The 26151-nt window shown below is 49.3% G+C and carries 12 protein-coding genes; 3 read left to right on the top strand and 9 right to left on the bottom strand.

The window, feature by feature from the left end:
- Positions 1-72 precede the first annotated feature (72 nt).
- Entirely contained in the window at positions 73-8649 is an 8577-nt protein-coding gene (locus H511_RS22705) for a glycoside hydrolase family 94 protein (RefSeq protein WP_081669204.1), read from the bottom strand.
- A gap of 85 nt (positions 8650-8734) precedes the next feature.
- Positions 8735-10072: a hypothetical protein gene (locus H511_RS0105715; RefSeq protein WP_027251437.1), complete on the bottom strand. Its 1338-nt coding sequence runs from the start codon at positions 10070-10072 to the stop codon at positions 8735-8737.
- Between H511_RS0105715 and H511_RS24585 the strand changes: the two genes are divergently transcribed.
- The gene (locus tag H511_RS24585) at positions 10064-10417 is read left to right on the top strand and encodes a hypothetical protein (RefSeq protein WP_155804814.1); all 354 of its coding nucleotides are present in this window, start codon (positions 10064-10066) and stop codon (positions 10415-10417) included. The two genes, H511_RS0105715 and H511_RS24585, sit on opposite strands and share 9 nt — an antisense overlap.
- Positions 10418-10490: 73 nt before the next feature.
- Here the strand turns inward: H511_RS24585 and H511_RS0105710 are convergent, their stop codons facing one another.
- The 3 genes from H511_RS0105710 to H511_RS24040 all read right to left on the bottom strand — a co-directional run bounded on the left by H511_RS0105710 (position 10491) and on the right by H511_RS24040 (position 13377).
- Positions 10491-10949 carry an SMI1/KNR4 family protein gene (locus H511_RS0105710; protein ID WP_027251436.1) on the bottom strand — a complete coding sequence of 153 codons (459 nt, stop codon included), beginning with the start codon at positions 10947-10949 and terminating at the stop codon, positions 10491-10493.
- Between the two features lie 75 nt (positions 10950-11024).
- Positions 11025-11465 (bottom strand): immunity protein YezG family protein, encoded by a 441-nt coding sequence (locus H511_RS0105705; RefSeq protein WP_036758907.1) that lies wholly within the window; start codon positions 11463-11465, stop codon positions 11025-11027.
- A gap of 4 nt (positions 11466-11469) precedes the next feature.
- Positions 11470-13377 (bottom strand): DNA/RNA non-specific endonuclease, encoded by a 1908-nt coding sequence (locus H511_RS24040; protein WP_155804813.1) that lies wholly within the window; start codon positions 13375-13377, stop codon positions 11470-11472.
- On the opposite strand from H511_RS24040, the gene H511_RS24980 reads away from it, so the two are divergent.
- On the top strand, positions 13357-13947 hold the full coding sequence (locus tag H511_RS24980) for a hypothetical protein (protein WP_155804812.1): 591 nt from the start codon (positions 13357-13359) through the stop codon (positions 13945-13947). The two genes, H511_RS24040 and H511_RS24980, sit on opposite strands and share 21 nt — an antisense overlap.
- Before the next feature lie 20 nt (positions 13948-13967).
- Here H511_RS24980 and H511_RS0105695 read toward each other — a convergent pair whose 3' ends face one another.
- Complete coding sequence (locus tag H511_RS0105695) at positions 13968-14306, bottom strand: hypothetical protein (RefSeq protein WP_036758905.1); 339 nt, start codon at positions 14304-14306, stop codon at positions 13968-13970.
- A gap of 1 nt (position 14307) precedes the next feature.
- Positions 14308-16083 carry a DUF6862 domain-containing protein gene (locus H511_RS0105690; RefSeq protein WP_027251433.1) on the bottom strand — a complete coding sequence of 592 codons (1776 nt, stop codon included), beginning with the start codon at positions 16081-16083 and terminating at the stop codon, positions 14308-14310.
- A 34-nt stretch (positions 16084-16117) separates the two neighbouring features.
- On the opposite strand from H511_RS0105690, the gene H511_RS24765 reads away from it, so the two are divergent.
- Positions 16118-16693 carry a hypothetical protein gene (locus H511_RS24765; protein ID WP_027251432.1) on the top strand — a complete coding sequence of 192 codons (576 nt, stop codon included), beginning with the start codon at positions 16118-16120 and terminating at the stop codon, positions 16691-16693.
- A 9-nt stretch (positions 16694-16702) separates the two neighbouring features.
- Here the strand turns inward: H511_RS24765 and H511_RS0105680 are convergent, their stop codons facing one another.
- A complete protein-coding gene (locus H511_RS0105680; protein ID WP_051287925.1) occupies positions 16703-16936 on the bottom strand; it encodes a hypothetical protein in 234 nt (77 codons plus the stop codon).
- A gap of 3 nt (positions 16937-16939) precedes the next feature.
- Entirely contained in the window at positions 16940-26143 is a 9204-nt protein-coding gene (locus tag H511_RS22695; RefSeq protein ID WP_081669202.1) for a two-partner secretion domain-containing protein, read from the bottom strand.
- Between the last annotated feature and the right edge of the window lie 8 nt (positions 26144-26151).

Here is a 26151-nt window from a genome sequence, read left to right as displayed (position 1 = left end):
GTATGATTACAGGCGTGAGATGTAGGAACGAATACAGATAATAAGCCGTTAATACAACTCTTGGAATCTGATTTATGTACTATTGTTCCCTGAACTGCAATCACGGGTAATCGACACATCCACACGATGGGGTTGCCGATCATCCAGTAGTAACACGCCTTTTTCATCTACGGGCTGACCGTCAAGCTTAATCAGCACTTTTTCTTTTTCATCGATACATTGGTGCTGAACAATCACAATATTGTACTCAGTACTGCCGAAGTGGTAGCGTACCGTATACTCAGTCCAACCTGATGGTAAACAAGGCTTGATAAGCAGATAATTTCCATCTCGTTTGACCCCCAGCAAGGATTCCAAGATTAATCGATATAGCCAACCTGCCGATCCTGTATACCAACTCCATCCTCCCCGACCAATATGGGGAGAAACGGCATAGACGTCAGCAGCAACCACATAGGGCTCAGCTTTATACGCCTCAACAGCTTGAGTACTGCGGCCATGATTCACAGGATTAATCAACCCAAGTATTTCCCAGGCTCGGGTACTGTTTCCAAGCTCTGCAAATGCCATAGCTACCCAAATTGCCGCATGGGTATATTGCCCCCCGTTTTCGCGCACACCAGGTACATATCCTTTGATATAGCCTGGATTCAATGCCGACTTGTCAAATGGGGGGGCCAATAGTTGAACTAACCCTTCTTTACGCTGCACCAAATGTTCGTCCACTGCGTTCATAGCCAACTGCGAACGTTCTGGTGTGCCCGCGTTAGACAACACTGACCAACTTTGTGAAATAGAATCAATAGTACATTCAGTATTCTTTGCTGAACCAAGTGCTGTGCCATCATCAAAATAAGCACGCCGGTACCAGCCACCATCCCAGCCGTGTTTATTAAGATTTTGCTTCAGCTCAGCCGCTTGTTGCTGGCAACGTACAGCAAAGCTGCCATCTCCCCGCTGCAGGGCTAAGTCCGCGAAATCCAGCAATACTTTATGCAGGAAAAACCCTAGCCATACACTTTCGCCAGTACCATGAATGCCCACTAAGTTCATGCCGTCGTTCCAGTCACCCGATCCCATTAAAGGCAACCCGTACTCACCCATGTTCAGCCCATTTTCAATCGCACGTACACAATGTTCATAAAGGCTGGCTTCATCAGTGACACGTTCGGGTAAGCCGTAATAGGATTCTTCACCACAATTAAGCTGACGACCTTTAATAAAGGGCACATTAATATCAAGCACAGCCTTATCACCGGTGCTCTTCACATAATGGCAAGTGACCATTGGCAGCCACAAATAATCATCAGAACAACGAGTTCGTACACCGCTGCCTAGCGGTGGATGCCACCAGTGTTGTACGTCACCTTCTAGGTATTGACGGGCAGCAGCCCTTAACAAATGATCGCGCACCAAAGCAGGTTCAGCGTGTACCAACGCCATGACGTCCTGTAATTGATCGCGAAACCCGAAAGCCCCACCTGACTGATAAAAGCCGCTGCGAGCCCACAACCGGCAGGCCAATGTCTGATATAATAACCAGCCATTCGCCAACACATTGAGTGCCGGATCTGGCGTAACCACTTGCACTACACCCAGTGTTTTTTTCCAATACTGTTTTACGTTTTCCAAGACAGTGCTGGCCGTATCTGTTTTTCGAAGACGCAACGCCAGGTCGCGAGCCTGAGCCAAGTCGCGTCCCGCGCCCAGACGGAAAATAATAGCTCTCCCCTGGCCGGGCAAAAGATCAAAAGATACCTGAATAGCCCCACAGGGATCCAGAGCTGCCCCAACCCGTCCAGACAACCGCGCCCTTGTCAGTGCATCCGGCTGTGCCAGAGAGCCATTACGGCCTATGAATTCGGTTCTGTCTGCGGTTAAACTACGTGACATATCATCAACATCGAAGAATGCTACGCGCCCTGCGAAGTCAGTATTGTAACTATTACGGGCAAAGAGAGCTCCGCTATTGGGGTCAATTTCTGTGACAATATGAGGGCTAGATTTAGCACGCAAATCCCCTAATACCCATTCCACATAGCCCGTCGCAGAAATACGCCGTCTTCGGTCTGAGTCATTACGTACAGTTAATACTGAAAATTTTACAGTGTCATGCAGATGCACGTACACCATCAATGTCGAGTGGATGCCCCATTCAACGTGCTCGAAGGTGCTATACCCGAAGCCATGACGTGCTATATAGGCCTGTTGACCTTGACATGGTAACGGAGTGGGCGACCAAAATTTGCCGCTGTCTTCATCACGTAGATAAAATGCTTCGCCGCTACTTGCACCTATCGCATCATTGCTCCAAGGCGTGAGCCGAAATTCATGGGCATTTTCACTCCAAGTGTAGGCTAATCCGCTCTCGGTAATTACGCTGCCAAAGTTAGCGTTCGCTAAAACATTTACCCAGGGCAAAGGTGTCGTTTGCTTAGGTGTAGTCGTTATACAGTACTCATTACCATCTTCAGTAAAACCACCTAAAGCGTTAGACAAAATCAAATCAGGCTGTATCGTTTTCGCAACAGTATGACTTTCAGTGCTCAAATAACGACTGGATGCTAAGCGTTCAATTTGAATTCTCGCGGAGTCACGCCGGTTAACCTGCTCCTCAAAGGTGCCAGCCCGATCAGTAAGAATCGCGCACGAAACCGCCTGCAAAAGTATTTTGTCTTCATCTGAGATCTGTTCGGAGCCGCGGACAAAAATACCTCCAGGTCTATCAATTTCGTGAGCTTCAGTACACGTTGCAATTAACCCCAGAATCTGATCTTGAATTTGCTTACGATAGCCGACATTATCTTCATTCCAGATAACTAAATCGACGGCTAAACCTTTCAGACGCCAGTACGCGTGACACTGAATTAGCTGATTGACTAATTTCATGTTGCTGATGTCACTGATTCTCAACAGCACAATGGGCAGATCACCAGAAATACTATAGCCCCACAAGCCTGCCTGTCCGCGACGATTCTGTATCAGTATACTGGCGTCTGCTCTTAACGCCGGAGTGTTATATAAGACGGTATTAGCAAGGCGGCGATACAGTAGCGCATCCGTTTCGCTTGCATTGATCTGTCGTAACGTAATCGTACTATGTGTACTGGCAAGATCGAACACACGATCGGCAAAATGTCGATCCTGATACTTATCAACTAAGGCCAGACATCCTTTTCTATTTATAGCAACGCCAGTGACTAAATCGATGGTGGCAGATTCTTCGGACTCCAAGGTGATGCTGCACCGGATAGCCACTATTGGATCAAGCACAGAACCCTGGCTATTGGATAACGGCTGTTCACCGCTGATTGCCTGAGGCGCAACCAGTGTATTTCCCCGCCCAATAAATCGGGTACGATCGGTTTCATAAGAAACATCTCCGACTTTCGCTCCGTTAAAAGACAGTAGATGGAACATCCAGGGCGGTGACTCACTTCCGGATCGGGGCCGACGAGAGCATAAAATAGCGCAGCGTTCGCTGACAATTTCTGTTTGTATGAACAGATTATTAAACGCAGTCTGCCTTTCATCCGCTGCAGGGTCCGATAGTACAACTTCAGCATAACTCGTGATCTCTATCATTCTGCGCTCACTGCTTCGATTTGTAATACGCAAACGCCTGAGTTCAATATCATCTTCCGGGGAGACAACTATTTCGGAATATGTCTCAAAATCGTGATCGTTGCGGCGAAATTCTGCTCGGCCTTCTGAAAACATAGCCGCGTAACGATCGGCCTTTTTTAAGGTCGGTTGATAAGTTGCAGACCAAAAGTTCCCCGTTTCTGGATCACGCAAATACACAAATGCGCCCCAATTATCGCAAGTTGGATCTTCGCGCCAGCGAGTCACGGCGACCCCGTTGCAGCGGCTATAGCCTCCACCGACATTCGTTAACATTACATGATAACGACCATTTGAGAGTAACTGTACTTCAGGTGACCGCGTATCAAAATCGATGGGCCGGTACAAAGGCATCGCAGGTTCATCAAAAAATGCGCTACCTTCCGAATGCTCTGCAACATGGGTATGAACAATAGTGGACTTGGGAATTTTCTCTTGCAACAATAACAACGTTGCCTGAAATGAGAGATCTGATTCAAACCGTTTCTGCATGGGTTGGTCTAGCAGTACATAGCCCAAAGCAAGAAGTGACATGCCTTGATGATGAGCCATGAAAGAGCGGACAATAATGTGATTGCGACCGCGGGTCATTCGCGCAGGTGTATAGTCAATCGCTTCGTAGAAACCATATCGTCCTTCACAGCCCAGATCGGATAGACGTTGCAGATTTGCACAAGCAGCATGTGGATCAACCATTAAAGCCAAAGCAGAAGCATAGGGCGCTATCACAGAGTCTTCAGCAAGACCCCGTTTCAATCCCAGGCCTGGTACCCCAAAAGCGTGATATTGATAATTTTGATTGGCATCTATTGAACTAAAACCAGATTCCGACACACCCCAGGGAATCGAGCGTATATTGCCATACGCAATTTGTCTTTTTACTGCCGCATTATACGTTTGATCCAACAACGTACCGTGATAAGTGGGCATAACCAGTAACGGCATCAGATACTCAAACATCGAGCCGCTCCAGGAAATCAGAGTTGGCACTCCGCCCGAGGTCGTCAGAAGATGGCCTAAAGCGAACCAACTTTCCTGTGGTAATTTACCTTGAGCAATAGCAACAAAGGTGGCTAAGCGGGCCTCAGACGCCAGTAAATCGTAATAACTATTATCACGACGAAATTCATCAATGTTATAGCCGACCGAGAGTAAGTGGCGATACTTATCATATAAAAAATGGTACTCCATGGTCGCGAAATCGCAGGCTAATGAAGCCAAATTTTCACACAGTTCCATTCGCTCGTTCGCACGGGCTGTTGCCTGCATCAAGGTAGTATGCAAAATAGTCAATTCTTCTCGATTGGCACATTCCGGAGATCGGCTGAAACAGTCATCAATCACCGCAAGCCACTGCTTCAATGAAACAACAAGATCTCTGAGCGATTGTATGTTATTTAAATCGCTTAATTTTCCTGAACTGACTAAGTCATTGAGCAATGCTAATGACTTCAAGCTATCCATAGCCACGGGTTGTTTCAGCCAGGGACAAATCCACTGCAATTCATCGATAAAAGCCTGGCATTGATGCTGAAAAGTCATCGCCCAATAATGAATTTCTGACTCCGTACCGTCTTCAGAGATCTCTGAAGCATCAATATTTTGTTCAACATGCTTTTGCAACGTTATCAACAGCAGAATCTGAGTATGTAATTCCGTGTATTCCAGGCTGTCTGATGGCGCCTGACAGGCAGGGACCAAAAGATTTTTCATATCTTCCAGACATAGTTTCCATTGGGTTAGCTTATTTTCTTCCTGGGTATCGGCAGGTTTATATGCTGTCAATGCATCCTCTAATAATGCGAGGGTATCGGCCAATCCCTGAAAAACACGTGTGGGTATCAGCGGATTTTCTGGCAAGTTTTGTAGACCTGCTCGTAAGGTCAGTAAGTGGGCCGCCAGGTTACCGCTATCTACCGATGATATATAACGGGGTAGCAATGGCTGCAAAGTTTGGGTGTCGTACCAATTGCAAAAGTGGCCCTGATAACGTTCCAGCTTTGCCAGTGTGCGAAAGGTATTTTGAGTGCGCCGTAATAATTCCCCGCAGCCAATAAATCCAAAATCCATCGCCGTCAGGTTCGCCAGCAATGACAAGCCGATGTTGGTTGGTGACGTACGATGCGCGAGTATCGGACCTGGTCGTTCCTGGTAATTATCCGGTGGTAGCCAGTTATCATCGGCAGTCACGAATGTTTCAAAGAATGCCCATGTTTTACGGGCTATTTTCCCCAGAAAAATAGTCTGCTGTTGGCTGACCTGGACGTTAGTCTTCACTGCAGGGCGACTTAACCACCACGCAAAAGAAGGAGCAAGGAGCCACAGCAGCAGAATCGGGACCACCGCCCAAAACGCTGACGGTTGAAATAATAACAGAGCGATAAAACAGAGCATGGCCAGCAATGGTGCTATGGCCATCTTTCTGTATGATGCCATAAATCCAACATCAGCCGTCGTTGTATGCCGGCAAGAAACAACCCAGTCTAATAGCCGCTCTTTAGCAACAAGAAGGCGATAAATACTGCGTATAATTGCTCCAAAACTAAAACTTGCCTCATAAGGTAAACAGGCCAGTTTAAACCCGATTTCAATAAGACTTTGTCCCGCCGAGCGTAAAACGGTAAACAGGTGATAACCCAAGCGGATATCCTTACCGCAACGGAAGATATTCACTCCCGCCATCAGCCACCCTGGCAATATTAAAATACCCACTACAGTGAATGACCATAACCACGCATCAGGGGTGCCAAACCACCCTAACAGCAGTAACAATAACAATGACGATGGAATTAAACTGCGGCGCAGGTTATCAAAAATTTTCCAGCGTGATAGTGCCGACAAGGGATTTCTCTGGTAACCATGACGGTACACTGGCACCCAAGGTAACAACCATTGTGCAATTTGCCAGTCACCACGTATCCACCGCTCTTGGCGCTGAACATCCGCAAAGTAAGTGGCTGAATAATCATCATACAATTGTACGTCGCTGAGTAGGCCCGAGCGGATATAGCATCCTTCAAGCAGATCGTGGCTCAGAATCCGGTTTTCAGGAAAACGTTCTTTTAGCGCATACTCGAATGCATCAACATCATAGATTCCTTTACCGACAAAAGATCCCTCACCGTACAGATCTTGATAAACATCGGAAACCGCCCGCGTGTAAGGATCTATTCCGGCTTCAAGGCTAAACAACTGTGCATAACGTGACCGATAAGTGCCTAGCAGGCTCGCGGCCATGCGAGGCTGTAAGATACCGTAACCGTTACTGACTATGCGTTTATCTTTATTGTACTGCGGGCGGTTTAAAGGATGGGCCATCGTCGCCACAAGCTGGCGTGCTGAATCACGTGGTAATTGTGTATCTGCATCTAACGTAATGACATAGCGGACCGAAGGCAGTAATTCAATGTGACCAATTACGCGGGAGAAAGCCCCAATGCCGCCGCCTCGTAACACGAGATTCAGATCAGCTAATTTTCCCCGCTTACGCTCATACCCCATCCAACGCATGGCAACCGGATTCCATCGCCGAGGACGATGAAACAAAAAAAATCGGTCTTGAACATTCCCTTGGGTGTTTGCTGTAGAATAGCGGCTATTAAGCGCTTCAATGCCGGCCACTACTTTATTTAATAGTTCGTCGTCACTTTCCTCGGCTTCATTGTCAGCATCGGTAAAGTCAGTCAGCAGTGCAAAATATAAATGCGTATCTCTGTTACCCAGAAAATGTACCTCAAGTGTTTCAAGTAAGCTCTCAACACTTTGGCTAGAACACAACATACTCGGTATAACGACTAGCGTACGCATTTCCTGCGGCAGACCACTGGAGTAATCCATACGGGGCAGAGGGTGAGGTGGGACCAGTAACGTTGTAAGCCAATTGACAACTAAAGAGGATAGTTGACTCCCCGCCAGCAGCAATAATCCCCCCATGAGCCACACTTGCCAGCCATTAAAACCGGCCTTGTGTGCTTCGGATAGCAGCCCGAAACAAAATAGTAACGCCATGATGAAAATGGCCCCGACATGGGCCATCCCCACCAAAAGAATTTTGATTTTTTTATTGCCCGGAAGGGGGAATGATCTGGTGCGGGCTGATTTTTTAAGCAGTTCAAATCCATCACCAATAAGGTAGTATCCCACATGTGATTTTTCAGTTGAACTATCGGTATTCTGCGCCGCTTTCTGAGCAAGGTCCACGGCCAACTGCGCTACATTTGTTTCAGTCCATCCCCATCGTCTGGCAAGCTGTTCAACCACATGCCGATAACGATCACGGGTGGAAAAATCCATGGCACCATAGAACCCACCGCAATCCTTTAATAAGATTTGATTAACCAAGCTCATCTCTTCGACAAAATCGCGCCAATCATTGGCTTCAAGAAATCGCAGGCTACCAATGGTATGACTCGTTGAGACTTGATCCGCAGCTTGTTGTTGATTTTCGGAACGCACCATCTGGTCTATCGTCAGACTCAGTTCAGAAAGCCGCTGCTCAATCCAGGTTAGTGGCAAAGTGAGAGCCTGGCCATGCCCTTGAAGCTGCTTTGTCAGCTCTGCAATAAATGGACTGACCATAGGAGGGCTTGAACGCGCCATATCCGCAACCACAAGAATCAAATTTTTAGGATCAGTTTCAGCCGTCGTGATTAATTGGTTAGCCCAGCTTCGGGCTAGATGCAAATGCTGACATGAGACTGCCAGGCGAGCGCTGATCCTCCGCAGGTTTTCAATTAATGCCAGGCGCAGCATGATAGGAATGGCCCATAACTCTCCCAACGTAAGCGGACTTATGGTTTGATAGGCAGCTACAAAGCGGCGCAAGGACTCTTGATCAATCTGTCCATCACGATTAGCCACTATAGTAAGTGCGATATCATAGACTCTTGGTAACCCTTTAGATGGCCCATAGGCTAAGCGAGGCAATTCCCGGCTGTAGCCTTTGGAAAAATGCAATCGGGCGGTACTGATTTGCTCTTCGATTAAATATAAATTATCAAGTAACCACTCACTCGCGGGAGCCATATCATGCTTTCTTTTCGCTGCAACTCTCAGGGATCTGCACACATTTAATAAGACCTGTTCATTGTCGCTTAAGCGTTTCAATAAGCTATCTGAGCGTCTTGAAAAAGTGAGCGAATGTTGCCGCCTGTGCCTCTGAAAGATTCAAATTTTCTGCGATAACCAGCACTTGATGATTCATCGCCAGCGTTTCTGAATCGCTCAGTCGATCAATTGCCCCATAACCAAACTGGCCTTTGATGACAACAGTCTCTGCAACCGGGTAACTGTTACCCTGCTGTACATAGCTCTCGTGGTAGTTTTTCAGAACCGTTTGGGCATCGGTGTTCTGGGCTCCTTCCGCTTCCAGTGCCTGATAGTAAGCCCGCTCATCACTCCCATAAGCAAACTCTGCCGAACATTTGATCATCGCGCAGGCGGCGCTCAACAGTTCCCTTTGTTTCGCCGGGTCATCCCCGGCCAGTTTATTCAGGGCATGCTGCTCTTTTTCATTCGGCAAGCGGAAATCCATCTGCCCGTTTTGCCTGTCGTGGTCAAAACGACTTTGGTTTTGCGAAATCAGCTCGCTGCCCTGGGTGCCGTTCTGGGTATTCCAGCCGCCAAATTCGCCATGACCGGCATTGCTGTAGTTGAAGCTCAGGTAATCTTCTGTCGCTTCCCCCATCACCTCGGCATACTGCTCGCGGTTCTGTTCGTAAGTCTCACCGTCACCCTGATGCCCGCGCTGCGCGTCTATATGGTGCTGAGTTTCATGGCCGACTGTGTTGACCGCATCTTCAAGGCGAGAGTGTTCACTGTCGTTGATGTACAGGGTGCCGTTGGCATACGCCCCTTTGGTGACTTGATCACCATAGGTTTCAACCACGGCCAGCAGGGCTTCTGCCGGAGTAATGCCCAGTTCATCTGAGATGTATCCCGACAACGCACCGTAGGCTGCCTGTTTTTGCGCCGGGGTGGCGTGGCTGTCGTTCAGCACAGCGACCAGTGCCGCATTCTCTGGCCCGGTGACGAAGTTTTTGGTAGCGGTAAAGAATTTCTGTTTGTTGTCCTGATGGGCAAAGAAATTCTCTACGCCGTTTTCGGCATCACCCAGCAGGCCAATGCTTTCTTTCTGTGCCGCATCCATGACGGCATCAACAAAGATGCCATTCCGCTTCACATCCTCGGCAATGTTATTGCGGCCTTCTTCCGTCAGCAGGCGGTGGTCGAGGGTGACATCCACATTGCCCTGCTGGCGGTCGACTTCGAACAGATCCCGGCTGGTAGTACTGGTATCGCGGTTCAGCGCCGTGAGGTCGCTGTCATCACTCAGGATGATCTCGCCCTGCCCCAAGGTTGCGAGCGTTTTGTCTTTGCTGTAAGACGAGGTGTTGGTGTACTGCAGGTTGCTGCTGTTATAGGTGGAATCGATCCCCCCTTGCTGCACCCCGACACTGGTGGTGAGGCCTGCCGACTGGTCCTGACGGTAGTCGGTGTTGTTGAGATCGCTGTAGCTCAGGCTGCCGGTGTTGAGCGTCAGGCTGCCGAGATCCTTGCCGTTTTCATCGACAGTGGCAATGAGCGCGCCGGTGATGTCAGTGTTACCCGCAACTTTGATCTCGGCCGTAAGCTGAGCTTAGGTTTTGAGGGATGCGGGGATGTTGAAGGCCTCCGAGAAGTGGACGCATCCGGTACAGAACTGGAATTTGACGTTATCCCAGGTGAGCCTCCACTTCCCGAACAGGGTCGATCAATATGTGGATCTGTGACTTACGCGGACACAGAACTATGAACAGCCTCTTTGATAGATTATGCTGTCAGTAAAACTGATTTCCTTAAAATATCTGTATCTGTAATCACTGTACTCAAACTTCTAAATCATAAAATCCATTGATAAACTCAGTAAAGGAATTAGATATCAGTTTCATATTAAATTCATTTGGTATCGCGGGATCATATTCAGACTCAAATTCATGATCCAAAAAATATATTTTCCCTCTATTCTTTCCTCTAATCATCAAGCAAATTTGATTACCACCAGGGTCACAAGCTACGGGTATAGACTCTGAAGGGATACGATTACTATAGGTTTTTAGTTTTCTAACTAAATCATAATCATCGCTTCGGTTTAATCCATAAAAGCGCTGAATCGAAGAACCTTCATCTTCATTCATAAAACGAAAACAATCCGGTTGAGGATATCCCCCTCCTTTACTGGATAAAAAAACATAATAATCTTCAGGCAAGGAAGCCCCAATAAATGACTCCAAAACTTTTATTGCATCATCAGACACTTTCTCAGATGCATCAAAAAAGTCAAGCATCAACCCACCCAATAACTTTAACCTCAAAACCCTAATAAAAACACTTGAAGCCAAGAAACCATTCAAGGTGAAATCTCATTTTTCTTTATATTTTTCAATGCATTTATTCCACTCATTTTCGGGAATATAATAATTCTTTGCTTCCTCTAGAGTTAGATCACTTACCCTTCTCATAAAAACTCCAGGCCAAGAGTCATCCTGAGGAATATATGAAAATTCCATTTTAAACTTACCTTTCGGAAATAGCGTAAATTTAAAATGTGTCCAAGGCTCTCTCTTGTAAGGAGGAAGTTTTTGAAGACTAATCGCCAAATGACTTATTTTATCGCATATGTCAACTGGGTATTCATCAACGTTAAATCGATTCACTTTACCTTGCTTATCAATCCACTCAGGGCCAACCTGATGTGTCTCAGGATAAACCCTACCTAGGCAGTATATTACTGATGCATGGTGAGGCATTATACTCCATAATGCTTTTCCAATTTCGTTATATATTACTTGATCTTCATTCATTTTATTAATTACCTGTTGGTGTATTTTTTAAATCCATCGGAATCTGAACTACTCCATTGATGGAATAGTTTACTTTAAAACTTTCTGGCCGCTTACTATTACTTGAGTATTTAGGCTCAATTTTAACCTTTACTGTTCCTCCATTATCAAGCACGTTTCTCCACTGTGTTTCAAGCCTATACCACTCTCCGCCAGAGCCATTAAGTTTAGCATTCATTGGCACTAAGTTAATGCCTTCACCGGGTCCACCAAACATTGATGCAATCAAGTGACCTCCACAGTCACTCGTTTCTCTACAATCGCGACCAGACACTTTTTGCTGATAGTTATTCCTGTCCCACGGCTCAAGCTGCAGTTCAGCCTCAACCTCGTTTACTCGACCATTTGCGTCTGTCTTATAACTATAACCATTTTCAAATTCATAGCGTGTATTTGGCTCAGGATTATTTGCTAACTTATTCCAGTCGCCTGTTGTTCCTCGCTGAAGACTAACATCGTTGCCCCCAACATCACCAGCATGTCCCTCAACATCCTGCTTCGTCAGCGAGCTGTCCATTTCCGGTGATCCCAAACGCGTCCCCGAAACATCTAAATCCATAGACGGAGCTTTATCCAGATGGGGGGGGGCCGGCAGAGCCAGATCTGGCAGGTCAAAGTCCGCATCCACATGCTGGAGGTGCTCCTGCGCTTTACTCAGGAGTTTCTGTGCTTCGTCGACTTTACCCGCCTTCAATGCATCGGCTGCCATTTTCACTAAGTCACCAGCAACAGGAACGAGTCCGACCGTTGCCAGCAAGTAGTCCAGCTTCGTCTCCGCCTCTGCGAACCCTTTGGCATCGCCTACACCAGGCGAAAAGTCTGCCAATACGTTGAACGCTAAATCTAATTTCTCTTGCTGTGCCTGACGCGCTCTGCCCGATGGATCATTCAGCACCACCCGAATGCTTTCCTGCTCCTGTCCGAAACGGGTGTCGTCCCAGGGTGATACCCCTTCATCAAACGAATTCAGCGCGGCCTGTGCCTTCGCTATCTGTGCCCGGCAACCAGGGCTGCTCATGTCCTGGCAAGCCGCCTGAAGCTCTGCATCCCGCATGTGGTCAAGCTGATTGGTCTGATTCAGCTGCTGACAAACCGCAGAGCCTGCCCCTTGCTGGTTACAACTGGCAAGCAGAGACAGTTTATTCTGCACTTCTTCCTGATTCAGGTAGTACTCGATACTGCCTGCGGGCAATAGCGCTTCGTCCGCCAGATAGTTGGAACTGTTACGACTGATGAGCGCTGACTGATTCCCATGATGGCGGTTGATATCTCCTTCTCTAACCGTTCCCAGCCCGCTGTTTTCCAATACAAAGGCGTAGTTGTCCGCTGAATATCTGCCCATCAGGCTGGCATATTCTTCATTCAGCGTTTTATTTTCACGGCTGTCTAATCCGCCCTGCGCAACCTGACCATGCGTGACTTCATGACCTAACGTTGTCATGTAGTCCTTCGCATTCTTCATGGTTTCGTCATTGATAACGATTTGGCTGGCACCATTACCATTCATGTAATGTGCCCCGTGCGTCATCTTGGTGACCGCGACAACCAATGCCGACTCAATATTGACGCCATACACTTCGGCATAGGCGGCGGCATACGCGTTAATTGCAGCCTGCTTTTCTGAGGCTGTTGCTGTATCCAGATTATTTAATATGACCGCAAACTTGCCCTCTGCCTGCGATGCAACCAGCTTCTGAACATCCAGGTTTTTCTGAACGTTATCAACATGCTCAAAAGTATCACCGAGAGAGACGGAATCTTTGGTGACCACATCGGCAAGCGAGGACAAACCAAGCTCATTCCGCTTCACATCCTCGGCAATATTATTGCGCCCTTCTTCCGTCAGCAGGCGGTGGTCGAGGGTGACATCCACATTGCCCTGCTGGCGGTCGACTTCGAACAGATCCCGGCTGGTAGTGCTGGTATCGCGGTTCAGCGCCGTGAGGTCGCTGTCATCACTCAGGGTGATCTCGCCCTGCCCCAAGGTTGCGAGCGTTTTGTCTTTGCTGTAGGACGAGGTGTTGGTGTACTGCAGGTTGCTGCTGTTGTAGGTGGAATCGATTCCCCCTTGCTGCACGCCGACACTGGTGGTGATGCCTGCCGACTGATCCTGACGGTAGTCGGTGTTGTTGAGATCGCTGTAACTCAGGCTGCCGGTGTTGAGCGTCAGGTTGTTGAGGTCGTTGCCGTTTTCATCGACGGTGGCAATGAGCGCGCCGGTAATGTCGGTGTTCCCGGCGACTTTGATATCCGCCGTGCCGCCCGAGGTGAGAGTGGTGAGCTGGGTTTAGGTTTTGAGGGATGCGGGGATGTTGAAGGCCTCCGAGAAGTGGACGCATCCGGTACTCAACTGGAATCTGACGTTATCCCAGTTGAGTATCCACTTCCCGAACAGGGTCGATCAATATGTGGATCTGTGACTTACGCTGACACAGAACTATGAACAGCCTCAAGAGAGGGTTCTTAATCTGGATACTCGAATTTAGTTGTCACCGTTCCGTCTTCGTTGATGAACAACGTAAATGCATTCCAATCTCCCCCAGTATGCGCCTTCATCTTCGCATGAAGCTGAGGAACCAAATCCATAACCGGAAATGCTAACTCATGCTTCAAAACTGCCGAAACACTCTCGCCATTTTTTGTATAGTAGAAAGTTTCTCCAACGCTCTCACTGCCATCCTCATAACCATGATCATATTCGAACCGACACTTAGCCGAAGTAAAATCCTTTGGACAGCTCTCCTTCACGATTCGATACAACTGGTCGATTAATTGCCTTTGCTCTTCAATAATATTATCCACTTTAACCACCTGACTTATTTCTAAAGTTTTTGACCTTAATTTCGCCGTTAATACTGTACTCAATCCGAAGACTATCTGGCCTTGGATTGTTCGGGTCGGCCCTGTTCAATCTCACTTTTACACTGCCGACATTATCACCATTTTGTAAAGCGCGATTAATTTCATTTTCCCAACGTTTGTAGGCGCTATTATTGAAATTTTTATCTTGCGGAAAAAGATTATACCGGTCACAAGTTCCCCCATATCGGCACGCCTGAATATGCCCACCAACATCTGTATCTAAGCCTTCTCTTCCAACTGCTGTTTGACGACTATCTCTGGGCATCTTAACGTCAACTGGCGTAAAACTGATTTCATCCACGAAACCGCTTTCATTTGTTCTAAACGTAGTCCCATTATCGAGCTCATACTGAGTATTAGGTAACGGATTGTTTAATGCCTCGTATTCTGGCGTACCTTTAACAGCTTGTGATGAATCAACCTTAACAACAGGTATATCACCAAGCATCCTACCATCAACGTCCCCAACGTCACTACCCAAACGTGTCCCCGAAACATCTAAATCCATAGACGGGGCTTTATCCAGATGGGGGGCAGGCAGAGCCAGATCTGGCAAGTCAAAGTCCGCATCCATATGCTGGATGTGTTCCTGCGCTTTACCCAGTAAAGCTTTGGCTTCTTCGACCCGACCAGCACTGAACGCTTCTTTGGCTTTTTTCAGCAGATCACCGGCTACCGGTATCAGTCCAAGGCCCGCGACCAGATAGTCAATACCGCTTTCCGCGTCAACAAAACCCTTCACATCCCCGGCACCCGGGGTGAATTCAATTAAGCCGTCGAACAACGCATTCAGTTGTGCCTGCTGATTCTGCCGCTGCTCACCGGACGGATCATTCAGCACAGTACGGATGCTTTCCTGCTCCTGCCCAAGGCGGGTGTCGTCCCAGGGTGATGCCCCTTCATCAAACGAATCCAGCGCGGCCTGTGCCTTCGCTATCTGTGCCCGGCAACCAGGGCTGCTCATGTCCTGGCAAGCCGCCTGAAGCTCTGCATCCCGCATGTGGTCAAGCTGATTGGTCTGATTCAGTTGCTGGCAAGCCGCAGAGCCTGCCCCTTGCTGGTTACAACTGGCAAGCAAAGACAGTTTCTTCTGTACTTCTTCCTGATTCAGGTAGTACTCGATACTGCCTGCGGGCAATACCGCTTCGTCCGCCAGATAATCGGCACTGTTACGACTGATGAGCGCTGACTGATTCCCATGATGGCGGTTGATATCTCCTTCTCTTACCGTTCCCAGCCCGCTGTTTTCCAATACAAAGGCGTAGTTGTCCGCTGAATACCCGCCCATCAGGCTGGCGTATTCTTCATTCAGCGTTTTATTTTCCCGGCTGTCTAATCCGCCCTGCGCAACCTGACCATGCGTGACTTCATGACCTAACGTTGTCATGTAGTCCTTCGCATTCTTCATGGTTTCGTCATTGATAACGATTTGGCTGGCACCATTACCATTCATGTAATGTGCCCCGTGCGTCATCTTGGTGACCGCGACAACCAATGCCGAATCAATATTGACGCCATACACTTCGGCATAGGCGGCGGCATACGCGTTAATTGCAGCCTGCTTTTCTGAAGCTGTTGCTGTATCCAGATTATTTAATATGACCGCAAACTTACCCTCTGCCTGCGATGCAACCAGCTTCTGAACATCCAGGTTTTTCTGAACGTTATCAACATGCTCAAAAGTATCACCGAGAGAGACGGAATCTTTGGTGACCACATCGGCAAGCGAGGACAAACCAAGCTAGGACTGGATGGCGGTGGTCGAGGGTGACATCCACATTGCCCTGCTGGCGGTCGACTTCGAACAGATCCCGGCTGGTAGTGCTGGTATCGCGGTTCAGCGCCGTGAGGTCGCTGTCATCACTCAGGATGATCTCGCCCTGCCCCAAGGTTGCGAGCGTTTTGTCTTTGCTGTAGGACGAGGTGTTGGTGTATTGCAGGTTGCTGCTGTTGTAGGTGGAATCGATTCCCCCTTGCTGCACCCCGACACTGGTGGTGATGCCTGCCGACTGGTCCTGACGGTAGTCGGTGTTGTTGAGATCGCTGTAGCTCAGGCTGCCGGTGTTGAGCGTCAGGCTGCCGAGATCCTTGCCGTTTTCATCGACAGTAGCAATGAGCGCGCCGGTGATGTCAGTGTTACCCGCAACTTTGATCTCGGCCGTAAGCTGAGCTTAGGTTTTGAGGGATGCGGGGATGTTGAAGGCCTCCGAGAAGTGGACGCATCCGGTACAGAACTGGAATTTGACGTTATCCCAGGTGAGCCCCCACTTCCCGAACAGGGTCGAATAATAGGTGGCTCTGTGACTTACGCTGACACAAAATTATGAACACCCTCCCTATTTCCAACCATATTCCTGCTTCATCTCTCCATACATAAAATCACATGCCTCTTCTTCTTCCTCGAAGTCAGCAATATTAAAGATCTTACCTCGACTGTTATAAACCACCTTCCATCGACCACCATCATTCACTATACACATACATTCACCATCTTTGATACCATCGACACTGAATGATATTTCAGGAACGCCATGGATTAATAGCTCATCTTTTAGTTCTTTTCGATTCATGATTTATTCCTTTGGTCTTAAATAATTATTATCCAAGTACCATTTTACGGGCTTGGGCAATTCATGTTGTATGCCCATTCCAGGTTGACCAAACCACGGAGCAATTTTTCCTGTTGGAACATCAGGAATGGGTTTAATGACCTCATATATATTATAAGGATCATTTATCTTCGTTGAAGGCAATGCTCTTTGCTCGAAAGGAATGCCTTGTGGCGATACAAAAGACCCATATGGAGAACCATAGCGATCCATGACATAACCAGGTTCTAAAGTAATATTTTCGCTGGCTCCATAAAAACCACGATTCGGTGGCCAGATTCCTAACTCTTCCTGAACCCGTCCTTCGACTTTAAAATGAATATCGAAATTAGAAGACTCTCTCGCCACCCTACTCTCTGCGATATTCGCTTCGATACGCGCTCTAGTCGCAGAAGAAGTATTTAGAACAACACCCTCACCCTGCATCCTACCATCTGCATTCGCCCCAGCACCACCCTGAACATTGCTCTGCGCATGCTCCCTTGACGCCGATGTATTCTTCGGTAACTTCGACTGCTTTATCTTGCCGCTTTTACCATCGATAACAGCCGCTGCGACACCACCTAGCGCCAGAATGACTCCGGCTTGTTCCGGGGTAAGACCCTGTCCTTCCAACCAAGCCGTTCTGTCAAAAGTCTGGTGATTGTAAACAAGCTGCTCTGCATCAGATATCCGGTCTTGCTCTGTGTACTGGTATAAATCTTCGTAGGTTTCCCACTTAACTGCCGGATAAGTCTCCCCTTGGGTTAAAACCTTGTCGCTGTAATTTGCAAGAACTGCCTGAGCATCCTGATGATTCGCACCTTCATCCTCCAGCGCCCGGTAATACTCATACTCATCACTCCCATAAGCAAACTCTGCCGAGCACTTGATCATCGCGCAGGCGGCGCTTAGCAGTTCCCGTTGTTTTGCCGGGTCATCCCCGGCCAGTTTGTTCAGGGCATGCTGCTCTTTTTCATTCGGCAAGCGGAAATCCATCTGCCCGTTTTGCCTGTCGTGGTCAAAACGACTTTGGTTTTGCGAAATCAGCTCGCTGCCCTGGGTGCCGTTCTGGGTATTCCAGCCGCCAAATTCGCCATGACCGGCATTGCTGTAGTTGAAGCTCAGGTAATCGTCCGTGGCTTCCCCCATCACCTCGGCATACTGCTCGCGGTTCTGTTCGTAAGTCTCACCGTCACCCTGATGCCCGCGCTGCGCGTCTATATGGTGCTGAGTTTCATGGCCGACTGTGTTGACCGCATCTTCAAGGCGAGAGTGTTCACTGTCGTTGATGTACAGGGTGCCGTTGGCATACGCCCCTTTGGTGACTTGATCACCATAGGTTTCAACCACGGCCAGCAGGGATTCTGCAGGGGTGATGCCCAGTTCAGCAGAGATATATCCTGACAACGCGCGTAGTCTATGTTTTTGCGCCGGGGTGGCGTGGCTGTCGTTCAGCACAGCGACCAGTGCCGCATTCTCTGGCCCGGTGACAAAGTCTCTGGTAGCGGTGAAGAATTTCTGTTTGTTATCCTGATGGGCAAAGAAATTCTCTACACCGTTTTCGGCATCACCCAGCAGGCCGATGCTTTCTTTCTGTGCCACATCCATGACGGCATCGACAAAGATGCCATTCCGCTTCACATCCTCGGCAATGTTATTGCGCCCTTCTTCCGTCAGCAGGCGGTGGTCGAGGGTGACATCCACATTGCCCTGCTGGCGGTCGACTTCGAACAGCTCCCGGCTGGTAGTGCTGGTATCTCGGTTCAGCGCCGTGAGGTCGCTGTCATCGCTCAGGGTGATCTCGCCTTGTCCCAAGGTTGCGAGGGTCTTGTCTTTGCTGTAAGACGAGGTGCTGGTGTACTGCAGGTTGCTACTGTTGTAGGTGGAATCGATACCCCCTTGCTGCACCCCGACGCTGGTGGTGAGGCCTGCCGACTGGTCCTGACGGTAGTCGGTGTTGTTGAGATCGCTGTAACTCAGGCTGCCGGTGTTGAACGTCAGGTTACCGAGATCGTTACCCTCTTCATCGACGGTGGCAATGAGCGCGCCGGTAATGTCGGTGTTGCCCGCAACCTTGATCTCAGCCGTGCCGCCCGAGGTGAGGGTGGTGAGCTGGGTTTCCGAGCTGATAACACGGCCGCTGCTGGCGTTCAGGCCGCCATTACTGCCGGTAGTGTCTCCCTGGCCGCTCAGGCTGACACCGCCGCTGATACCGGCCCCCTGATTGCTTGAACTGTGGCGATCCTGCACTGAAGCCACATTGAGATCGCCGCCGATATCCAGGTTCAGCGACTCAGCGGCATCGACATTGGCACCTTGAATATTGGTATCACCACGGGAATTGATGGTGATGTTATTACCCGACACCCCGCTGTTGACATACGTGGTCGACTGGCTGCGCTGCTCCGACTGATTCAGGCTGGCGTTGAGACTGCCGCCCGTACTGCTGCCGTGCACCGTCATCGACGCGCTGATGGTGCCGCTTTCCGTCTGGGACTGACTTTGCTGTGTTTGTTCAGCGGCCAGTACACTGACCGTACCGCCATCCAGCGTCACGCCCTCTTTGGCGGTGAGCGAGCTGCCCTGCACCAGAATCTGCTGGTCGCTCTGGGTACCGGAATTGACGATGATATTCTGACCCGCGAGTGACGAGCCTCGTGCGGTTGAGCTGGTGCTCTTGCTGTCGGTCTGAGTAACTGACATATCAAGATGGAGACCCGCATCGACCCCAAGTGTACTGGTGCTTTGCGCTGCGGCGGCTCCCTGCTTCATCAACAAGGTGGTTTTCGACGCCACATCCACTGTCGCCAGTGTAATGCTGGCGAGATAGAACGCCTCATCACTTTTGACATCACTGATGATGCCTTGCAGCTCGGCAATATCTGCCGCGTTCACACCCGGTGTATTGTTCGCCAGTGCCTGTTCCAGCTCAGACAGCGTCTGCTCAAGGCTGTCGACTTGTTTCTGGTACTGACGGTAATCCTTTTCCGCCTGTTTGAGCTTTTCAGCAGACTCTTTCAGTGCAAGCGCCGCTTTGCCCGTTTCCACAGCCTGATGCTGCACCACCAGGCTCAGCTCGGCTTCACCCTGCATGCTGGAAGAGGTGGTCGATTCTGTGTCGAGCACTTCGCGGATCAGCACATTCTCCGCCGCGGTCAGTTCGATATTGCCCTGGCCGTCTTCGTCCGCGTCGGCCAGCACATCTGATCCTTGGATCACAATGTCTTCAGCGGCATCCATCAGCACCGTGCCTTTCCCCGTAATGGATGAGCCCAGATGCGTCGTGGCGTCTGTTTTGTGTTCCGCTTTCTCGTACTCGGCTTTGGCCAGTGTCACTTTGGCCTGACCACCGTCAAAATCTGTGGCACCAAACGGATTGACCAGCGATTTCAGGGTGTCGCCCAGCCCGACCGACAGGGATTCTGATTCCGACCAGCGGGTGTGGGTTTCCTGCGCCGCCAGCACATCAATACTGCCGGTATCGGCCGTCAGATTCACATCGGCGTCGGCATCAATACCGGAGCCAATCACGCTCACACTGCCGCCATTGATGTTCACTGTGCCGCCGGAGGTCAGGGTGATGCCTCTGGCAGTGTTGTGGATTTCACCCTGACGTTCTGAGTCCATCGAATACAGATCGCCGCCGCTGAAGGCGCCGTATTCCTGCTCGAATGTTTCGTGCTGACGGCTTTCCTGTCCGGCCGCGATGATCACCTCATCGACGGCGGTGGCCGTAATATCGCCGTCCGCGTCGATATCACTGGCCACCAGCGTAATCGACTTGCCTGAGGTGATATCAATGTTATCGCTGCTCATCATGCCGCTGGCATCAAGCAGGGTGGCGGAATCCACCTCGGATTTGTGCGAACCCGACAGGCCGCCAAAGCCTTGTTTGATGGTCTCGTCGCGGCTGTAGCTCTGGTACTGCTGCGCGGTGACGGTCACATCACCATCGGCCGAGGCTTCGATGCCCCCGCCCGCGGTAAAGTTGGAGCCGACAATCGTGATATCGCTGTCACCGCCTGCGGTCTGAACGCTGTCAATCTTCTGGGCTTTGACAATGATTTTGCCGCCCGCCGAGACATCGGCACCGACCACAGTTTCGGTCAGCGATTCCTGAATAGACGTTTCTTTGCGACCAAAGGATTTCTTCTCCGTGGATTGGTCGTAATGGTATTCACTGTCGTTGACGGCCTGAAAAGTGATATCGCCCTTCGCCAGCGCAACCACGTCACCTTGCGTCGACATCTGGCTGCCGGTTGCCGTGAAATCGTTGCCGGACTGAATGAACACACCATCATTGGCCGCCAGCTGCGTACCCTGATGCTGCCTGATGTGACTGACCGACTGACTGTTGTGCGTTTCCTCACTGCTGAAGACTTCATTCACCAGGGTATTGAGCGCAACGTCCCACCCGGCAACCATCGCCAGCCCGCCCTCTGCATACATGTCCGATGCAGTCACGGCAATATTTTCTCCGGCATCAACACTCAGATTGCCGCCGGACGATAAACCGGATCCCAGCACGGTAACATCCAGGTGTTCCTGATCACCGGTTTTGATGTAATCGCGCTGGGTTTCCGCGGTCACTATGATGTCTTTTTCGGCGGTCAAGCTGAGGTCACCACCGGCAGTAACATTCGCGGCGGTATTTTTAATCGAGCCACCAGCATTCATAGTGACCGTACCGCGTCCGTTAATGCTGGCCGTCTCGCCGACTCGGGTATCGGTGTATACCACACCGCTGGCATCATCGGCCGTGGTCACTGCGCCGCTCTGCGTGATGCTGACGCGCTCAACCTCAGTACGGTTGATGATGTCACCCTTTTCCGTGCTGAGTGCGATATTTTCACCGGCGATCTGGCCGCTGATATTTTCGATGTCATTGACGGCATTCATCTCAATATCGCCACCCGCGGTGATGCTGCCGCCCAGGTTGCTGATCCTGTCATCACTGACCAGATGCAGTTTGCCCTTGCTGTCCATCTGGCCGCTGTTGATGATATTGCCCGCCGAGGCATACACCTCTGCACCGCTGATCAACGCGCCGCCGCTGATATTGTCCTGCGTCACTTGCGACAGATAGAGCTTGGGTGCCAGCACCTGCTGGCCGTTCACTTCAACCGGTTCCCACCAGACAATATCCTGCGTCAGTCCGGCGACCTGCTCCGGCGTCAGTGCCACCCCGGCCTGCAGATTCAGGCTGTTTTTCTGCTGGCCTGCGCTGTCCAGCAGTTGCTGCATCTGGTCAAGATCTGTGCCGACATCGTCATTCAGATAACGCTGACCCGTTTGTTCGAAAATGGCTGAGGTGATGGTGCGGGTGTCATAGAAGGCATCCCCCAGCACCTTGAGATCTTTTTGCGGATCGAAACCTATGCTGTCGAAGAAGTAATCCGATCCCAGAAACTGATCCAGATGGGTCAGTGCCGGATTGGTTTCAATCAGATACTGACTGTCCGGGCCATTGTTATACACGAACAGGCCGTTCGGGCTGGTCGGCAGGCGGAAATCGGGGAACGGAATGTCATTAATTGCTGACAACGAAATTGAAACAGAATTCACAGCAACAATATTAGCAACTGAAAAATCCGAGGATCCTGATACGTTCGCATTGCCAGTTGCCACCACATTATTGGTGCCACCTAATGGTGATACTTTTTCCGCATTAGACTGGATAGTTGAGTTGTTAACTTTATTATCTACATTCAGTGTGACTTTATTAGTTGCTGTAATAGAAGAATTAAGGCTACCAAGACTTGTATATGAGCTATCAGCACCTGCTAATTCAAACTCAAAGTCAACTGTTCTGTAATTTTTCTGATAGCGATTATTGTAGTTGTACGTATAGTAAGTTTCCTCTTGACCGAAGCTATAGCCTGTATTTATTAAATTATCACTAGAAATCGTGACATTTTTACCCGCCATTTGTGATGCCACATTATTAACATTATCAGCACCAATCACAATATTATTAGCTGCAATCAAATATGAACTATCAGAAGCACTTACGAACTCGTTTTTTTCAATTTCCGCTAAATGTTTATTGATTTTTCCTTCAACTGACATTACCAGAAAATCGTAATTACTAGGGCATTGAGGAGAGAAACCTCCGCCTCCTGGACACTCGTACGCTTTAATAAATTCTGGAGCCAAACCACTGTCTTCTTCAACCCAATATGAATCACCTCCTCCATTTGGAATTTGCCCTCGATAATCTGTAATGCTTTGCTTAACCTCTAATGTTGTCCTTTCATTCGTCAACGTACCGGTATAAATACGGATATCTCCGCCCAATGACTCAATAGTAGCCGAACTGTTTAATACACTGGTGTTTTTTTGCAAACTGTCATTCTTAGCAATGATAAGAGAGTTTCCGGCCAGAATATCACTGTAGTTGTCTAAACGATTACTGTACAGTCTGGCATCATTGCCTGAATACACGAGACCATTATTAACCAACGTACCCGATAACTGAGTAGTGAGGTTATCAAGCCCAATCATAGTGCCAATATTATTTATTGAGTTTGCGGTAAAACTTAAGCTATTGAGCGCTTGAAGCGTACCATCATTAATAATATTACTTGCAGTAAAATCGGTATTAAGCCCAGAGATAATCCCATCTGATTGATTCGTTAACCCTTGTGTCAATGTTAATATCGTGTGATTACCTGAATTTATTTCCCCTTTGTTCACCAATGACTGAGCAGAAAGCAACAAGTCACCGCCTGCCTGTAAATCACCATGATTGGAAAGGGCGTAATTCACATCCAGTGTCAGATTTTGATTAGCCGTTATTACCGATTGTTGTTTCATAGTCTCTGTGTCGATATTCACAGATTGACCGGATTCAATTATCTCCCGATGAGTTAAAGAGTTGGTAGTTATATCAATATCACCACCACTAAGAAGCTCTCCTGAATTCTGAAAATCTTGAGTCACAAATGTTAAGGATTGTCGGCCCTGAATAATGCTATCGACCTGCGTGTTTAACAAACCGTTTGCATTAAGTGTCAGGGCTTGTGCTGATTTTAGCTCTCCGGCAATAATGACTTCATCGGCTGCCACAGTTACCTCACCCGAAGCCAAAGCTTGGCCTTGCAACGTCAAAGCTTTGGCATCAAGGGTCAATGCGCCTCCTGATGACACACTCCCTTGAATATCAGCTTCGGCAGCAGTAATTTGCATCTCTGAGCCGCTACTTAGCTCACCCTCCTGATTTAACGTATTAGCCTCAACGGAAAGCGATGTGCCAGATTGCACCGACCCTGACAGCTCAGTGACATCAGTTTGTGTCAGGGTGATATCGCCATTAGCTGCCAGGATTCCGTGTTGAGTGAGCGTATCACTACTGATAATGTAGTGGCCGATGGCTTGATGCCCACCACTTAAGGCCAGCGCTTGTGCGGTAAGACTAGTATCCCCATTCGCATGACTATTACCTGCGAGGGTCATGGTGGCCGCATTCAGCTCAAGCACATCACCCGCTAGTAACTGCCCACCCGTAATTTGGGTTAGTTCATCACTGGCCAAGATAGTAATTCCGGCCCCCGCCTGCACAGTATTAGAGAGATCAACAGTACTCGCATCAATGGTGATATCACCGCCTGCACTGATCTGCGACTCAAGACTCATTTGCTCCGCAGTGAACGCAAGATCGCTCTGCGCGATGACCTCACCTTGCTGAGACAGCTTTTGTGCGCTCAACATCACATCATCCGCTTGTAAAACGCCTCTTATTGTTAAAGAATCATGCGCTTGTGCAATAAGCGATTTTGTTGAATGTATCTCGCCATCCATTTCAACATGCTCAGCAGTCAGTAACACATCCCCGGTCGACATCAACGCACCATCTCGATCAAGCAGAATGTCTCCTGTCGCATCAAGCTCGGCTTGCTCGCTGTAGAGCGTAGTGCTTATCGACACTAATTCGCCTTCTATACCAAGCTGCTTAGTTTGAAGCTGACCATCCCCCGTTAACACCACTTCCTGTCCGCTGATTTGTACTGATTGCGAGGCGCTGAGATCTCCAGCATTGGATAGCGTATTCAAGCCAGTAAGGTTGAGTGTTTGCGCGGTAAGTTGGCTTTGATCATCTAGGGTAATGTCAGCGGTTTGTCCGCCCACCTCCGAGACATCAACGCTGGCATCAATGAGAGAGAGTGTGTCCGATTGAACATTTAATGCGCCACCAGCGACAAGCTGTGAATAAACATCAATATTTGCCGCAGTCAGGTCGATATCACGAGTAGCGCTTTGAATTCCTGATAGAGCGATATCTCGTTGAGTGCTGAGTGTGATATCTCGCTTACTGCTGACATCCCCTAAGGTAATCTGGCCGTCTGCGGAGAGCTGAATATCGCCCACCGAGCTGAACAGCTTGCCAGTATTCACGCCGACGCCCTGTTCTGTCGCCACCAGCGAAATCCGTCCGGCATACATGCCGCCCAGCGCCGAGGAATCGATTGCCAGTACAGGCTTATCTTTCACATCATGCGTGGCTGTGACTTCATTGGTCAGATAATCAATTTGGTTTGGGCCGGTAACGACAGACAGGTTGTTGGCATGAATGTCCGCATTGATTTTTGCCGTGCGGGCCAGAATATCGAAATAGTCCTGCTGTGTACCATCCAGCCCCTGCCCGGTGACAGTGACATCGCCCTGGCGAATATCAAAGCCGCTCAGTAAGCCGTTCTGAAACTGCGGTACGCCCGTGGTTAAGGTGGCACGCGGCGTATTGAGAAAACCGCAGCCGTTGCAGGTAATACCATAGGGGTTGGCAACAATGACGTTCGCTTGCCGGCCAAACACTTCGGTATAGCCATTCAACTGGCTGCGGCTGGCACCGGTGACTTCATTGAGAATGACAGAGGCGGCCTGCCCGTTCAGATGACTGTTACCCTGCAAATAACCGCCCAACTGAGATTGCGCCAGCTTTTCGGTCGAATTATTGAGGATCAGCCCTTCTTTGCCGACATGGTATTGCTGAAACTGGTTATGCGATAAACCACTGGCATTGGGGGCGGCAATGTTCACCACAGGCACGCCGTTAGCCGCGGCAGAGAGCGTGGTGGTGTTCTTGCCTGTGGTATCGACCTGAATCGTTGCCCAGACCGGCTGAGTCGCCAGCATCCAGCACATAACGTAAGTCAGTACTTGCGTAAATTTATGATTGCGATACCGCATGCTGCCCT

This window comes from Photobacterium halotolerans DSM 18316 (assembly GCF_000425165.1).
In the GTDB taxonomy this organism is placed as follows: Bacteria; Pseudomonadota; Gammaproteobacteria; order Enterobacterales; family Vibrionaceae; genus Photobacterium; species Photobacterium halotolerans.
The sequence above is the reverse complement of the archived record's forward strand: the minus strand, read 5'-3'. Positions and strand labels throughout refer to the sequence as shown.